We start from the raw sequence: 15129 nt of genomic DNA, 5'->3' as shown, positions 1-15129 counted from the left end.
CTCTGTTTGTTGTGCTTAAGGTAACCAAAGTCACCAGAAGCCGCCAAACAGTGAAGCTGACACTACATCATCGGCCGAAACCTAGTAGCGTTGATATACAGACGTCTGATCCATCGAACTGAACCAAACCGCCCACATATCTCTTCAGATATATCAATTTCAAACAGCGTAGAGACAAAAGAGACTAGATGCGCCCTAACTTACTGGCGCGCCCCGCCTCGAATACCTCTGATTTTCTTCTCGCCGCCCCGTAACCAAATCTCCGCGTCGCCGCTTCAATCTAACCCGTCTGGCGCCCCGTCGTGCGCCTCAGCGCCGCCGGTGAGGGGGGTTCTACGGTTAGTGGACCATGCCCGCAACCCCTTTTTTCAACAAAAATGCATTTTTTGTGACAAGACAGAATTTGCAGGCGAAAACCGCCCTCTCTGCACTGTGTTTTCAAGTGTTTCGTCTTGCCGTCCCGCCCGAAAAGAGGGCTAGCGGCAGGACCGCGCCGGTCTCGGGGCGGATCAACGGGCACTGATTCCGTGCGGACCCTGCTATCTTGAACGCGCAAGTGACTTGCGCTGTGAGCAATGCGCTGGTTCATGATCGTACAGTCGGAAATCAAGGGCGCGCCCTATGCTACCGGGCGTCTGTCTAACGTGGTCGGGGCACTGCGATCAGCCGGCATACGTGCGGTGCAGGCCCCCCTGTAATATCACCCCGGCACGAAACCCTGGGCCGCGATCGGGTCATGAAATTTGCTGGCCGATGCATCACAGGCTTTCCGCGCACCACGCGCAGCACCCAAAACGATTGCAGGCAGTTCCCCACCCCCACTTATACACCGCTGCTTGCTTGCACCCAGCGCCAGCGGTGCGTGTTCCCTGACCGTTGGGGTCAGAGATGTGGGGGGATCAATGCGAGGTTCCGGCATGGTCTGACCAGCGAGGTGTCTACTGAGGGCACATTGGAGCTGGCAAAACAGCTAGATGCATGGTGCCCGCGGCCGGACTCGAACCGGCACGGCCTTGCGGCCAAGAGATTTTAAGTCTCCGATGTCTACCATTCCACCACGCGGGCACGCGGCCTTTCCTAATGCGCCGCGTCCCGACCGGCAAGCACGATCAGAGCGGTGTACCCGGTTGTTCGATCAAAAGTGCGCGTTCGCGCAGCCAGGGGTTAAGATCGACAGCGGCGCGCAATACCTCTTGCGCCGCGTCCATACGACCCAAGCCCATCAGTGTCAGCGCCTTGCCCGAGAGGGCCGCAATATGGCGTGGATTAATCTCAATCGCCCGATCCAGATCGTAAAGGGCGGCTGCAAAATCCTGCCGCATATAGCTGGTGAAAGCCCGCTGGTTATACCCTTCGGCGTAATCGGGGCAATATTCCACAAGCTGGTCCAGCGTATCCCGCGACCCCAGGAAATCATAACCTGACCGCTTGCGCATCCCTTCATCCAACAGATCCTGGGCGCGCGCATCCGGTGCATCTGTCCAAAGTGTCCATAATTCTTGGGTCAGCACCATCGCGTCGGCCTGGTCATCCGCAGCGCCCAGTGCGGCGATGATGGCATCCGTCCGCGCGGAATGGTCCGGGGCCGGCGGGCAATCCTGCGCGGTTGCAGGCGACGCGGCCAACGCAGCAGAGAGGAAAAGTGATGCAAATCGGTTCATCTGAAATGACATGTACCGCCCTGCCGGCAAGTCAAGTTACAGACCCCGAACGGGTGAGACCGGCGAAACCCCTTCTTCCTTGATCGCCTGCATCGCAACATAAGTAGATGTGTTCGCCACATGCGGCAGTGTCGATATCTTGTCGGCCAACACCGCGCGATACCCTGTCATGCCAGACGTCCGGACCTTGAGCAGATAGTCAAAAGACCCTGCGATCAGATGGCATTGCTCTACCTCGGGAACGCGCATCACCGCCGCCCCGAAAGCCGCCAGTGCCGCCTCGCGCGTGTCGGACAGTTTTACCTCGACAAAGGCGACATGGTCGCGCCCCAGCCGGATCGGGTCAAACAGCGCGCGATACCCCCGGATCACGCCGTGATCCTCAAGCCGTTTCAGCCGGGCCTGTGTGGGCGATTTGGACAATCCGATCCGCCTTGCCAATTCAGTGACACTGATGCGGCCTTCGGTTGCAAGTACGTCGAGAATCTTGCGATCGAATCCGTCAAGATCAGAAAGGTTTTCGGCCATGTATTCCTCATATTTCAGACCACTCGCCTCTGCATCTGACAAATAGCAGGCGAACCGCCTGCCAGCAATCATAAATAGTAGCTTGATAGGTAAAAGGAACTTGCCATGCCCCGCGATGAAACACACTCTCTGCGCAATCAGATCGACAAGACGATGTACAGCGACGAAATCAGCGTCGTCAGGGCACTGGCGGATACCGCCACCCTTTCCGACGCCGACCGCGCCCGTATCAGCGCGCGCGCAGCTGATCTGGTCCGCCAGATCCGCGGCAGCGCCGCACCAGGGTTGATGGAAGTATTTCTGGCCGAATACGGCCTGTCCACCGAAGAAGGCATCGCCCTGATGTGTCTGGCCGAGGCGCTGTTGCGCGTGCCGGATGCGGAAACCATCGACGCGCTGATCGAAGACAAGATCGCACCGTCCGACTGGGGCAAGCACCTGGGCCATTCCGCGTCATCGCTGGTCAATGCATCGACATGGGCGCTGATGCTGACGGGGCGTGTGCTGGATGATGAAAAGCCGGGGATCACGCGGCACCTGCGCGGGGCAGTCAAACGCCTTGGCGAACCGGTGATCCGCACCGCCGTGGGCCGGGCCATGCGCGAAATGGGCCGGCAGTTCGTGCTGGGTGAAAACATCGGCAAGGCGCTCAAGCGCGCCGATGTGATGCGCGCCAAAGGGTATACCTACAGCTACGACATGCTGGGCGAGGCGGCGCGCACCGATGCGGATGCACGCGGCTATCATCTTGCATATTCCCGCGCGATCAGTGCCATTGCCGATTTCTGCACCTATGACACAGTTGCCGAAAACCCGGGAATTTCGGTCAAACTGTCCGCCCTGCACGCCCGCTACGAGGTCGCGCAGGAACACCGCGTGTTGGAAGAATTGGTGCCGCGCGTGCGTGCGCTGGCGCTGCTGGCGAAATCAGCCGGCATGGGGTTCAACATAGATGCAGAGGAGGCAGACCGCCTGTCGCTGTCGCTGGATGTGATCGACGCAGTCCTTTCCGAACCATCACTGGCCGGCTGGGACGGGTTCGGCGTTGTCGTGCAGGCTTATGGGCAACGTGCGTCGCTGGTCATCGACCATCTGAACGATCTGGCCACGCGGCTGGACCGCAAGATCATGGTCCGGCTGGTCAAGGGCGCCTATTGGGACGCCGAGATCAAGCGCGCGCAGGTGCAGGGCATCGACGGCTTCCCCGTGTTCACCGCCAAACAGCATACCGACATCAGCTACATCGCCAATGCACGCAAACTGTTAGGCATGACCGACCGGATCTATCCGCAGTTCGCCACACACAACGCACACACCGTGGCAGCGATCCTTGATCTGGCACAGACGATGGACCGGACGACCGACGACTATGAATTTCAGCGTCTGCACGGCATGGGCGAAACCCTGCACACCATCGTATTGCAGTCCGAAGGCACCCGCTGCCGCATCTATGCCCCCGTCGGCGCGCATGAAGATCTACTTGCCTATCTGGTGCGTCGCCTGCTGGAAAACGGCGCGAATTCCAGTTTCGTCAACCAGATCGTCGATGAAACCGTCCCACCAGAGGTCGTGGCCGCCTGCCCGTTCGACACGCTAGGCGAAACCCCCGAGCTGCCAACAGGACCGGACTTGTTCCTACCAGAACGGCCCAACTCCAGGGGCTGGGATCTGACCCATGCGCCGACACTGGCGCAGATCGACAAAGGCCGTGACAAATTCCACAAGGCGTCATGGCAGGTTGCACCGCTGCTGGCGGGCCATCCGGACAAGGGCACGACCACCGATGTGATCAATCCCGCCCGACCCAGCGACATCGTGGGCACCGTACAGGCCGCGACCGCCAAGGATGCCGCAACGGCCATTGGCGCAGCGACACCTTGGGCCGATGATCTGGCAACACGGTCAAAGGTGTTGAACGCCGTCGCCGACGCCTATGAAGCAAACGCAGAGGAGTTGTTCGCCATCATGTGCCGCGAGGCCGGCAAGGGCATGCCCGATGTGGTCGCTGAACTACGCGAGGCGGTGGATTTCCTGCGCTATTACGCCGCCCGCGCCGATGACACCGCCACCGCACGCGGCATCTGGACCTGTATCAGCCCGTGGAACTTTCCACTGGCGATTTTCACAGGCCAGATCGCTGCCGCCTTGGCCGCTGGGAACGCCGTGCTGGCCAAACCCGCCGAACAAAGCCCGCTGATCGCTGTCCGCGCCGTCCAGATGATGCACAAGGCAGGCGTGCCCACAACCGCCCTGCAACTGCTGCCGGGTGGCGGGGATGTCGGCGCGGCGCTGACATCCGATGCGCGGATCAATGGCGTGGCCTTTACCGGATCGACCGCAACCGCGCTGAAGATCCGCGCGACAATGGCCGAAAACTGTGCCCCCGGCACGCCGCTGATCGCCGAAACCGGCGGTCTGAACGCGATGATCGTGGACAGCACCGCCCTGCCCGAACATGCGGTGCGCGATATCATCAATGGCGCGTTCCGGTCGGCCGGGCAACGCTGTTCCGCGCTGCGCTGCCTTTATGTGCAGGAGGACATCGCCGACAAGCTGTTGAAGATGCTCAAAGGTGCGATGAACGAACTGACCATCGGTGACCCCTGGTATCTGTCCACGGACGTGGGGCCGGTAATTGATGTCGCCGCGCACAAGACCATCGCCGATCACATCGCTGTGGCGCACGCCGAAGGCCGCGTCATTCATCAGCTTAACACCCCGACGAGCGGGCATTTCATCCCGCCCACGGCCATTCGCGTGAACAGTATCGCAGATATGACCCGCGAAATCTTCGGGCCGGTGCTGCATGTGGCGACTTTCAGGGCCAATGAACTGGACGGGGTGATCGACACGATCAACGCCACCGGCTACGGGTTGACATTCGGGCTGCACAGCCGGATCGACGACCGGGTGCAAACCGTGGTCGAACGGGTGCATGCGGGCAATATCTATGTCAACCGCGACCAGATCGGCGCGATCGTGGGCAGCCAGCCGTTTGGCGGCGAGGGTCTGTCGGGGACCGGCCCCAAGGCGGGCGGGCCGCATTACCTGCCACGTTTTTGCGCGCATCCGGCCCCCACGACCGACGCGCGCTGGACCAGAGACGCCGATCTGCGCGATCTGACCAAGCGGCTGGCCAAGGCCCAGATGCCCGATGCCCCGGAACCCGACGACCTGCCCGGGCCGACAGGCGAATCCAACCGCCACAGCATCCATGCACGCGGGCCGATCCTGTGCATGGGGCCGGGGGAAACGGCTGCGCAGGCACAGGTGCAGGCGATTGCCGCATTGGGCGGTGTGGGCATCAGTGCGCAAGGCACGCTTGACCCCGATGCGCTCACAACGCTGACCCCGCTGGCCGGTGTCATCTGGTGGGGTGACGAGGCCACAGGCCGCACCATTGAAACCGCGCTGAGCAAACGCGAAGGGCCAATCACCGCGCTGGTGACAGACATGCCCGACACGGCCCATGCAGTGCATGAACGGCATGTGTGCATCGACACGACCGCAGCGGGCGGAAACGCCGCACTGCTGGCCGAGGTGGCAGGCGCAACAGCGGCTTGACCGCCCTGCACGCATCGCGGATGGTCGCGGCATGTTTCCCATCCGCGACCATAACCCATCGGCGGGCACACCATATATCACGCTGACCCTGATCGGGGTCAACGTGGCCGTTTTCCTGATCGGGCTGGTCCTGTTCCAGTCTGAACGGGACTGGAACCAGCTTTATTTCAACTATGCGATGATCCCCCTTCGGATCACGAACGGCGAAGGCTATGCGGGGTTGGTCACATCGCTGTTCTTACATGGCGGGCTGATGCACCTGGGCGGCAATATGCTGTTTTTATGGATATTCGGCGATAACCTGGAAGAAGAAATGGGGCATATCCCGTTTCTGATCTTCTATCTGGCCTGCGGCATCGGGGCGAGCTTGCTGCAACTTGCCTCGGCCCCCTTGTCGCCAGTGCCGACAGTCGGGGCATCGGGGGCGATTGCGGGGGTCATGGGGGGATACCTGTTACTGTTTCCCAAGGCCAAGGTCGATATCCTGATCATCTTTATCGTATTTTTCCGCATTTTGCCGCTGCCCGCATGGATCATGCTGGCGATCTGGTTCGCGCTGCAACTGTCCGGCGGTTTCCGCATCGACACATCGGCGGGGGGGGGCATTGCCTATTGGGCACATGCCGGCGGGTTCATCATCGGGTTTCTGGGCACGTTGCCGCTGTGGTTGCGGCGCGGGGGGCTGCGCTTCTGGGACAGAACCCACGGACACCCGCCGCACCCAGAGGCACGCTATGGCCGGAGCAATATCCCGCGGGTCCGACGACGTTAGTGCGTTTCGACTTTATCTGGTATCACGATGCGCGGCCTCTTCCTGACGGGCGAACGCGATTTCGTGATATCCATTATTCCAAGGTATTGCCCAACCGCTTCACGCGGCGCGGATCACCTTGGCGAAGGTTTCAAAAATGGGTTCATTGGCACAGATCACCTGGCCGTCGGCCATGACATCGCCACCCGGATGCAACGGTTCCACGATCCCGCCTGCCTCGCGAATGATGACAAGACCGGCCGCCAAATCCCAGGCATGCAGCCCCCGTTCCCAAAAACCATCATAGCGGCCGGCAGCCACGTAAGCCAGATCAAGTGCCGCCGCCCCGAACCGTCGCACACCCGCGCAGGCCGGCAGGATGCGGGCAAGATCGCGGATGGTATCCGGCAGATCGGCCCGCCCGGCAAAGGGCAAACCGGTGGCAAAAATGCTTTCGATCATCTTGTGACGGCCCGACACGCGCAAACGGCTTTCATTCAGCCATGCACCACCACCTTTCTCGGCATAGAACATCTCGTCCTTGACGGGATCATAGATCACACCGGCAACGATCTGACCCTTGTGTTCCAGCGCGATGGACACAGCCCAATGCGGTAACCCGTGCAGGAAATTCGTCGTGCCATCCAACGGGTCAACGATCCACCGGCGGGTCGGGTCTTCACCCGCGATCTCGCGGCCTTCTTCGCCCAGAAACCCGTATGACGGGCGGGCACGCGAAAGCTCTTCGCGGATCGTCTCTTCGGCCTGGCGGTCGGCGCGGCTGACGAAATCGCCCGGGCCCTTGGCGCTGACCTGCAAGTTTTCAACCTCGCCGAAATCCTTAAGAAGGGCGCGCCCCGCCTTACGGGCGGTTTTCATCATCACGTTCAGATTTGCACTGCCTGCCATGGGTCGGCCTTTCGGGTTCGGGATCAAGCGCGGCGTATAGGCCCCAATGCCGCGCGAGGCAAGGCCCCTAGCCGCGCTGCAGTTTCACCGCCTCTTGCCGGGCAAGCCGGATCAGATGCGCCATGAACGGGCGGCTGGTATCCTCGGCCCGGGTGGCGGCATAAAGGCGGCGGGTGATGCCCTGTTTGGTCAACGGCCGCGTCACATAATCGGAATTATAGCGGACCTGCCGCACCACCCAATCGGGCAGAACCGCAACACCGCGATTGGACGCCACCAACAACAGAATGACCGCCGTCAGTTCCACCTGCCGGATGGCAGCCGGTTCCACCTTGGCGGGTGTCAGTAGTTGCGAAAAGATGTCCAGCCGCGCGCGATCCACCGGATAGGTGATCAGGGTTTCACCGCGAAAATCCTCGGCCTCGATCACGTCCTTTTGGGCCAGCGGATGCTGGGCAGAGGCGACAAAGACCGGTTCATAGTCAAACAAAGGGGTGAAATCGGTTTCGGGCAAATCCTCGGGGTCGGACGACACCACCAGATCCACCTCCTCCTTGCGCAGGGCGGGCAGCGCATCGAACGCCAGACCGGGGCGGATATCGACATCGACCTCGGGCCATGCCTTGCGGAACTGCTCAAGCACAGGGAATAACCATTCAAAACAGGCGTGGCATTCGATGGCGATATGCAGGCGGCCCGTACTGCCCGCAATCAAGCCGGAAAACTCGGCCTCTAATGCGGCGACCTGCGGCAGAATCGATTCCGCCGCCGCCAGCATCTTCATCCCTGCCGCCGACAGTTTCAGCGGCTTGGACCGGCGCACGAACAATTCCACGCCCGCCTGATCCTCGATCCCCTTGATCTGGTGGGACAGGGCCGATTGCGTGATATTCAATTGATCCGCCGCACGGCCCAGCCCGCCCGTGTCGTGGATGGCCTTGATCGTGCGCAGATGCCGGAACTCGATATGCATATATGAACGGCCCTCATGACCTTGGTGAAGTTTATGAATTTGCTTCATTCAGATAGAGGTGCGAGAAACGCAAATCAAGCAAAGAGGTTGCCCATGTCCGCCCCATCCGTTTCCTTCGAATTCTTCCCCCCGAAATCGCTAGAGGGATCGTTCCGCCTGTGGGACTGCGTCAACACGCTGGCACCTTTGGACCCGACATTTGTATCCGTGACCTATGGTGCCGGCGGCACGACACGCAAACTGACGCACGAGGCCGTGGGCACGATCCACAAGACCAGCGGTCTGAACGTGGCCGCCCACCTGACTTGCGTAGATGCGACACGTTCGGAAACGCTGGAAATCGCCGATGGATACGCAGAGGCAGGCGTGCGTGAAATCGTGGCCCTGCGCGGCGATGCGCCCAAAGGGGCCGAAAAGTTCACCCCCCATGCCGACGGCTTTGCCAGTTCGATCGAGCTGATCGCAGCGCTGGCCGAGACTGGCAAATTTACACTACGGGTCGGCGCTTACCCTGAAAAGCATCCTGAAGCTGCCGATCAGGCCGCCGATATCGCGTTCCTGAAACGCAAGATCGACGCTGGCGCGACATCGGCGGTCACGCAGTTTTTCTTTGAGGCCGACACGTTTTTCCGGTTCCGCGATGCCTGCGTCAAGGCCGGGATCGACGCGCCGATCATCCCCGGCATCCTGCCGATTGAAAACTGGACCGGCACCCAGCGGTTCGCGGCGCAATGCGGCACGCATATTCCGCAGCTCATCCAAGATGCCTTTACCAACGCCACCCGTGATGGCACAACAGACCTGCTGGCCACCGCGCTGGCAACGGAACTGTGCGATGATCTGCGTCAGGGCGGGGTCGACCATTTCCATTTCTACACGCTCAACCGGCCTGAACTGACGCGGGATGTCTGCCATGCGCTTGGTGTGACGCCAAAAGTCCGGTTGCAAAACGTCGCCTGAATCGACAGCTTCGGGCCAAATCATGCCCGGAGCATCCATGTTCACCGCCACCACACCCAAAGACCTGCCCAGCCTTGAAACCACCCTGTCGATGTCGGGGCTGGAATTCATGCAAGCTGTTCTGCGCGGCGAAATCTCGCGCCCGCCAATCTCGGCGCTGATCAACTACGCGCTGGATAGCGTGGACCACGGCAAGGTCGTCTTTCGTGGCACGCCGGAATTTCAGCATACCAACCCGATGGGCGGGGTGCATGGCGGCTGGTATGGCACGCTGCTAGATAGCTGCATGGCCTGCGCGGTGATGACGATGGTGCCGCGCGGGTCTGTCTATACCACATTGGAATACAAGGTGAACCTGACACGGGCGATCCCGTTGGGCACCGAGATTCTGGCGACCGGGATGATTGATCACGCGGGCCGTAGCACCGGCGTGTCGCACGGTGAAATTCGCGGGGCCAAGGATGGCAGGTTGTATGCCACAGGATCAACCACGTGCCTGATCATGGAATTGTCCAAGGGGTGATACCTCGGGCAGCGTGCCCGACGCCGTGTCGTGGAACCGCTCGGACATATCGGCCCCGATGATTCGTTTCCTGCGCGACAGGAAAATCTTGGCCCAGCCACGCCAACTGCCGATCGAAGGTGCGGTCACGTCCTGCGCGAAACGCCCGCGCCACCCGTCGGGTAGCGGCACGTCACAATCGGTCAACCTGTCCAGCATCCAGACAAGCGGGATATTGGCCAGAGGACGCGCTGGGGGATGTTCCCAGACCTGCCCACCGACATCACCATGGTTACCCCTGAACCAGACCTGTTCCACGTGGCCCTGCCAGCCAGGCGGGCAGACCCACATGACCGGGGCGTAGGCCTCGCGGCGTTCATCCATGCCAAGCGCATGAAACCCGTGCCGGACATGGTTTCCCAGCGTATGATTGTGAAAATCATGCTGCGCCTGCGCCCAGCGCCAGACGATCGGCAACCGCAAGCCCAGCGCCTTGACGGTATCCCAGATTGCGACCGCCTCGATCTTGACCTGCGGGTGGCAATAGATTTCGCGAAACCGCTGGGCATGGGGGCTGGTCGCGCCGGTCCGGTAATGGCGATAGGCCTGCCTGATCGCACGCACGGTAGCCTGATCGGCACGTACCAGCCCGACCAGGCCGACAACCCCCGCCAGTGACCGCACCGCATAGGCGCCGCGTGAATAGCCGATCAGCACGATCCGGTCACCGGGGCGATAACGGGACGCCAGAACACCGTAAGCCCGTTCAATCTGGCGGTTGATGCCCTTGCCGGTGATCACGTCCCAGGTTGTCGCCCAATCGCGCCACTGGATGCCAGCTTCGTAGTAAACTGTCAGGTTTGCGCTGCGGCTAACCTCGGAAAGCAGTTTGAAAGTGATTCCGGCATTGGTTTCGCGCCCCGGTTCCAGCGATGACATTGTGCCGTCAAGAATGATGATATGGGTCGCAGGCCCTCGCTTGCGCCCGCCGCCTTCTTCGGTGCGCGCGCCGCGCCCGAAAAGGCCAAAGAACCAGTCACGCAGCTGCACGGTCACCCTTTGCCGTTTTCAATGCCTGCCAGACCCGATGGGGTGTAAACGGCATGTCGATCTGGCGAACACCCATTTCCCACAGGGCATCGACAACGGCATTGCTGACAGCGGCCAGCGCGCCGACGGTGCCTGCCTCGCCACAGCCCTTCATTCCCATGGGGTTGTAAAGCGATGGCGTGCTTTCCGTTGAAAACCCGATCATGGGCAAATCATCGGCCCGCGGCATCGCGTAGTCCATGAAACTTGCCGTGAGCAATTGCCCCTCCTCGTCAAAGACCACCCGTTCGGTCAGCGCCTGCCCAATTCCCTGGGCGACACCGCCATGCACCTGACCTTCGGCCAGCATCGGGTTGATCAGATTCCCAAAATCATCAACCACAGTATAGCGGTCAACGACAACGACACCCGTATCAGGATCAATTTCTACTTCAGTGACATGCGCGCCATTGGGAAAACTGCGGTTATCCAGCTTGATCCGTGCGCTGTGGGTCAGCAGACCATCACGCCCCGCGGCGCGGGCCATATCCACAACATCAAGAATGGTCGGCGTCAGATTGGATCCGGCAATGCGGAACCGTTCATCGTCAAAGCTGATCGCGCTGGCGTCTACACCCTCGGCATCGGCAAGGAACGTGCCAAATGCTGCAAGCATCACATTGACCGTCGCCAGCGTGGCCGTGTTCTGCACCGTGACAGAGCGCGACCCGCCGGTGCCGCCGCCCGTCGCGATACGGTCGCTATCGCCCTGAATGACGGTGATCCGGTCGGCTGGAATACCCGTTTGATCGGCCAGAAACCGGGCATAGACAGTTTCATGCCCCTGCCCGTTCGATTGCGTGCCCACATAAATCAGCGCGCCGTCGCCGGTGAATTCCACCTTGGTCGTTTCAACCGGGTCGCCCAGGATACTTTCGATATAGTAGCAAAGCCCCTGCCCGCGCAGCTTGCCTGCCGCTGCCGATGCGGCCTTGCGCGCGGCGAACCCGTCGCGGTCGGCCTGCACCCCCGCACGCGACAGCACGCGGGCAAATTCGCCCACGTCATAGGTCATGCCGGTCACGGATTTATAGGGAAACTGATCAGGGCGGATGAAATTACGCCGCCGCAAGTCCCATGGGTCAACGCCCAATTGCCTTGCGGCCTCATCCATCACCCGTTCAAGCACAAATATCGCCTCTGGTCGTCCCGCCCCACGATAGGCATCAACCGGTGTCGTATTGGTAAATACGCCGCGCGTCCGCATACAGGCCGTCTGCACGTCATAGGTGCCCATCATCACTTTTGAAAACAGCTCTGTCTGGATGGCCTGAGCGAACTGCGAATTATAGGCACCCATATTGGCAATAGTATCAAGGTGATAAGCGATCATCCGATCGTCGGCGTCAAAGGCAAGTGTTGCCGTCGTGGTCAGATCGCGGCCCGCGTTATCGGTCAGCATCGCCTCTGTCCGTTCCGACATCCAGCGCACCGGCCGGCCCAGCACGCGGGCGGCATGGACGACGGCGAAATACTCCGGATAGCGCATCCCCTTCATCCCGAAACCACCCCCCACATCGGGGTTGGTCACGCGCACATCATCAGGCGACAGGTTGAAATGGCGCACCAGATCACCCTTTAGCCCCCAGACGCCCTGCCCGTTGAACGCCAGATGCAAGCGCCCATCCACAACCTGCGCATAACAGCCGCGCGGCTCCATGGAGTTGACGATCACGCGGTTGTCGAAAACATCCACGGTGACCACCCGGTCAGCGGCGTCAATCGCGGCCTGCACGGCGGCCTCGTCCCCTATGCCCCAGTCAAAGGCCAGATTTTCGGGCGCCTCGGGATGAATCGCATCGCCGCCCACCGCCAGATCGACATGCACAGGCAGATCGTCGATTTCCAGCCCGATGGCTTCGGCGGCATCCTTGGCGGCCAGCACACTGTCGGCCACGATCATCGCTATCGCCTCGCCCACGTGGCGCACGCGGCCCCGCGCAAGGATCGGGCGTTCGGGGCCCGCCCCCATGCTGCCATCGCGGTTTTGAACAATCTTGCCCGCCATGCCCAGCACCACACCGGCGGCCAGCAGATCATCGGCCGTAACGATCAGATGGACGCCGGGCATCGCACGGGCGTCATCCAGATCAAGTGATATGATCGCACCATGCGCGACAGTCGCGCGCAGAAAATACGCATGCAGCGCATCTGCCGGGGCGATATCATCCACATAGCGGCCATGCCCTGTCAGAAACCGGACATCCTCGACCCGTGTGACTGGCTGGCTTTTGCCAAATTTTTCCATGCGCTGCGTCCTTTGACCTGATCCGTGCCTACCCTAGGCCCCCAAATGCCGATGTCCAGACGTGCATTGACGCTGTTGCGTCACCTTTCACGGCTGATCGGCCTTTTCCTTTTCCGGCCCTTTTGCTAGGCGGTTGCAACGCCCATCAACATTGCCGAAACGGACGCCCGCCCCATGGAAAAGACATTTGACGCAAAAACCGCCGAACCGCGTATCTACCAGATGTGGGAGGACAGTGGCGCCTTCAAAGCCGGGGCCAATGCGTCGCGCGACGAAACCTTTTGCATCATGCTGCCACCGCCCAATGTCACCGGGCATTTGCACGTCGGCCACGCCTTTAACCACACGCTGATGGATATCCTGACCCGCTGGAAGCGGATGCAGGGGTTCGACACGCTCTGGCAGCCGGGGCTGGACCATGCGGGCATCGCCACGCAGTTGATGGTGGAAAAGGAACTGGCCGCCACAGGCCAGCCCAAGCGCGTTGAAATGGGCCGCGAGAAGTTCCTGGAAAAGGTCTGGGAATGGAAGGGCGAAAAGGGCGGCATCATCGAACAACAGGCGCGCCGTCTGGGTGACAGCATGGACTGGGAACGCTCGGCCTTTACAATGTCAGGGGCCGATAGCGCGCCTGCGACCGAAAAACCCGGCAATTTCCACGATGCCGTGATCCGCGTTTTTGTCGAAATGTATAACAAGGGCCTGATCTATCGCGGCAAGCGTCTGGTCAACTGGGACCCGCATTTCGAAACCGCGATTTCCGATCTTGAGGTCGAGAACATCGAGGTTGACGGCCACATGTGGCACTTCAAATACCCGCTGGCCGGTGGGGAAACCTATGAATACGTCGAAAAAGACGAAGACGGCAACGTGACCCTGCGCGAGACGCGCAATTATATCGCGATCGCCACGACCCGCCCCGAAACCATGCTGGGCGACGGGGCCGTCGCGGTGAACCCCAAGGACGAACGCTATGCGCCCATCGTCGGCAAGCTGTGCGAAATCCCTGTCGGCCCCAAGGACCAGCGCCGCCTGATCCCAATCATCACCGACCCTTATCCCGATCCCGATTTCGGATCGGGTGCCGTAAAAATCACCGGCGCGCATGATTTCAACGACTACGAAGTCGCCAAGCGCGGCAACATCCCGATGTATTCCCTGATGGATACCAAGGGCAACATGCGCGCCGACGGTAAACCCTACGCCGAGGAAGCCGCGATTGCCCAAGCCATCGCGCGTGGCGAACAGGCATTTGACGAAGGCATGATCGCCGCGATGAACCTTGTTCCCGACGAATACCGTGGGCTGGACAGGTTCGAGGCCCGCAAGCGCGTGGTCGCAGACATCACCGCCGAAGGCAACGCAGTGATGACGACGGCAATGATCAAGGACGATGACGGCAACGACGTCGAAACGACCGTGCCGTTTGTCGAAGCCAAGAAGATCATGCAGCCCTTCGGCGACCGCTCCAAGGTAGTGATCGAACCGATGCTGACCGACCAGTGGTTCGTGGACACCGCCAAAATCGTCGGCCCCGCGCTGGATGCCGTGCGCGAGGGGCGGACAAAGATCATTCCCGAAAGCGGCGAAAAGGTCTATTTCCACTGGCTGGAGAATATCGAGCCGTGGTGCATTTCACGGCAGTTGTGGTGGGGGCATCAGATTCCGGTGTGGTATGGTCTCGACCTTGGGGTGGCCGATGAACACAATCCATCGGGCGACCTTGACGAGGTGGAACTGCTTGGCCTTCTGCTCGAAGGCATCGTCCACCGCGGCGAGGTGATGCACGCCGCACCCGATTTCGACAGCGTCAAATCTGATTTCGTGTTCGACAATGCCGACGTGCCCAGCCCGCTGAGCTACGCCACCGTGATTGAAGTCGAAAACAAGGCCGAGGCCATCGACAGGTTTTCGGCCAGCCTTGCCGAATACAATGTTACCCAG

At 60.9% G+C, this 15129-nt stretch carries 11 protein-coding genes and 1 tRNA gene; 5 read left to right on the top strand and 7 right to left on the bottom strand.

From position 1 onward, the window contains the following. Nucleotides 1-979: 979 nt before the first annotated feature. The 3 genes from ACTG4B_RS14310 to ACTG4B_RS14300 form a co-directional block, all read right to left on the bottom strand. Nucleotides 980-1065 (bottom strand) — tRNA-Leu (locus ACTG4B_RS14310). 44 nt (nucleotides 1066-1109) lie between these two features. Continuing rightward, on the bottom strand, nucleotides 1110-1673 hold the full coding sequence (locus tag ACTG4B_RS14305; protein ID WP_439156379.1) for a tetratricopeptide repeat protein: 564 nt from the start codon (nucleotides 1671-1673) through the stop codon (nucleotides 1110-1112). Nucleotides 1674-1697: 24 nt separating this feature from the next. Continuing rightward, the gene (locus ACTG4B_RS14300; RefSeq protein ID WP_439156378.1) at nucleotides 1698-2189 is read right to left on the bottom strand and encodes an Lrp/AsnC family transcriptional regulator; all 492 of its coding nucleotides are present in this window, start codon (nucleotides 2187-2189) and stop codon (nucleotides 1698-1700) included. A gap of 105 nt (nucleotides 2190-2294) precedes the next feature. Between ACTG4B_RS14300 and putA the strand changes: the two genes are divergently transcribed. Beyond that, entirely contained in the window at nucleotides 2295-5753 is a 3459-nt protein-coding gene (gene putA, locus ACTG4B_RS14295) for a bifunctional proline dehydrogenase/L-glutamate gamma-semialdehyde dehydrogenase PutA (RefSeq protein WP_439156377.1), read from the top strand. Between the two features lie 31 nt (nucleotides 5754-5784). Then, nucleotides 5785-6525 (top strand): rhomboid family intramembrane serine protease, encoded by a 741-nt coding sequence (locus ACTG4B_RS14290; RefSeq protein ID WP_439156376.1) that lies wholly within the window; start codon nucleotides 5785-5787, stop codon nucleotides 6523-6525. A 99-nt stretch (nucleotides 6526-6624) separates the two neighbouring features. Here ACTG4B_RS14290 and ACTG4B_RS14285 read toward each other — a convergent pair whose 3' ends face one another. Together ACTG4B_RS14285 and ACTG4B_RS14280 are read right to left on the bottom strand one after the other, a co-directional pair. Next, complete coding sequence (locus ACTG4B_RS14285; RefSeq protein ID WP_439156375.1) at nucleotides 6625-7413, bottom strand: inositol monophosphatase family protein; 789 nt, start codon at nucleotides 7411-7413, stop codon at nucleotides 6625-6627. Between the two features lie 67 nt (nucleotides 7414-7480). Next, on the bottom strand, nucleotides 7481-8386 hold the full coding sequence (locus ACTG4B_RS14280; protein WP_439156374.1) for a LysR substrate-binding domain-containing protein: 906 nt from the start codon (nucleotides 8384-8386) through the stop codon (nucleotides 7481-7483). 93 nt (nucleotides 8387-8479) lie between these two features. Between ACTG4B_RS14280 and metF the strand changes: the two genes are divergently transcribed. Together metF and ACTG4B_RS14270 are read left to right on the top strand one after the other, a co-directional pair. Further along, on the top strand, nucleotides 8480-9346 hold the full coding sequence (gene metF, locus ACTG4B_RS14275; protein WP_439156373.1) for a methylenetetrahydrofolate reductase [NAD(P)H]: 867 nt from the start codon (nucleotides 8480-8482) through the stop codon (nucleotides 9344-9346). A 37-nt stretch (nucleotides 9347-9383) separates the two neighbouring features. Next, the gene (locus ACTG4B_RS14270; protein ID WP_439156380.1) at nucleotides 9384-9869 is read left to right on the top strand and encodes a PaaI family thioesterase; all 486 of its coding nucleotides are present in this window, start codon (nucleotides 9384-9386) and stop codon (nucleotides 9867-9869) included. On the opposite strand, the gene ACTG4B_RS14265 is transcribed toward ACTG4B_RS14270, so the two are convergent. Further along, nucleotides 9831-10898, bottom strand: coding sequence for a DUF2235 domain-containing protein (locus tag ACTG4B_RS14265; RefSeq protein WP_439156372.1), 1068 nt, complete (start codon nucleotides 10896-10898; stop codon nucleotides 9831-9833). The two genes, ACTG4B_RS14270 and ACTG4B_RS14265, sit on opposite strands and share 39 nt — an antisense overlap. Next, the gene (locus ACTG4B_RS14260) at nucleotides 10885-13185 is read right to left on the bottom strand and encodes a xanthine dehydrogenase family protein molybdopterin-binding subunit (RefSeq protein WP_439156371.1); all 2301 of its coding nucleotides are present in this window, start codon (nucleotides 13183-13185) and stop codon (nucleotides 10885-10887) included. The genes ACTG4B_RS14265 and ACTG4B_RS14260 overlap by 14 nt, the downstream gene beginning before the upstream one ends. Before the next feature lie 174 nt (nucleotides 13186-13359). Here ACTG4B_RS14260 and ACTG4B_RS14255 point away from each other — a divergent pair. Beyond that, a partial coding sequence (locus ACTG4B_RS14255; RefSeq protein WP_439156370.1) for a class I tRNA ligase family protein occupies nucleotides 13360-15129 on the top strand: 1770 nt, incomplete at its 3' end.

Origin of the sequence: Yoonia sp., from assembly GCF_965660735.1 — a bacterium.
Taxonomy (GTDB): Bacteria; Pseudomonadota; Alphaproteobacteria; order Rhodobacterales; family Rhodobacteraceae; genus Yoonia.
Note: the sequence above shows the minus strand (reverse complement) of the source record. Positions and strands in the feature narration are given on the sequence as shown.

Bases quoted from the DNA above. Each gene is read 5' to 3' on its own strand.
- ACTG4B_RS14305 (WP_439156379.1), bottom strand. From the start codon at position 1,673: ATGTCATTTCAGATGAACCGATTTGCATCACTTTTCCTCTCTGCTGCG.
- ACTG4B_RS14300 (WP_439156378.1), bottom strand. From the start codon at position 2,189: ATGGCCGAAAACCTTTCTGATCTTGACGGATTCGATCGCAAGATTCTC.
- putA (WP_439156377.1), top strand. From the start codon at position 2,295: ATGCCCCGCGATGAAACACACTCTCTGCGCAATCAGATCGACAAGACG.
- ACTG4B_RS14290 (WP_439156376.1), top strand. From the start codon at position 5,785: ATGTTTCCCATCCGCGACCATAACCCATCGGCGGGCACACCATATATC.
- ACTG4B_RS14285 (WP_439156375.1), bottom strand. From the start codon at position 7,413: ATGGCAGGCAGTGCAAATCTGAACGTGATGATGAAAACCGCCCGTAAG.
- ACTG4B_RS14280 (WP_439156374.1), bottom strand. From the start codon at position 8,386: ATGCATATCGAGTTCCGGCATCTGCGCACGATCAAGGCCATCCACGAC.
- metF (WP_439156373.1), top strand. From the start codon at position 8,480: ATGTCCGCCCCATCCGTTTCCTTCGAATTCTTCCCCCCGAAATCGCTA.
- ACTG4B_RS14270 (WP_439156380.1), top strand. From the start codon at position 9,384: ATGTTCACCGCCACCACACCCAAAGACCTGCCCAGCCTTGAAACCACC.
- ACTG4B_RS14260 (WP_439156371.1), bottom strand. From the start codon at position 13,185: ATGGAAAAATTTGGCAAAAGCCAGCCAGTCACACGGGTCGAGGATGTC.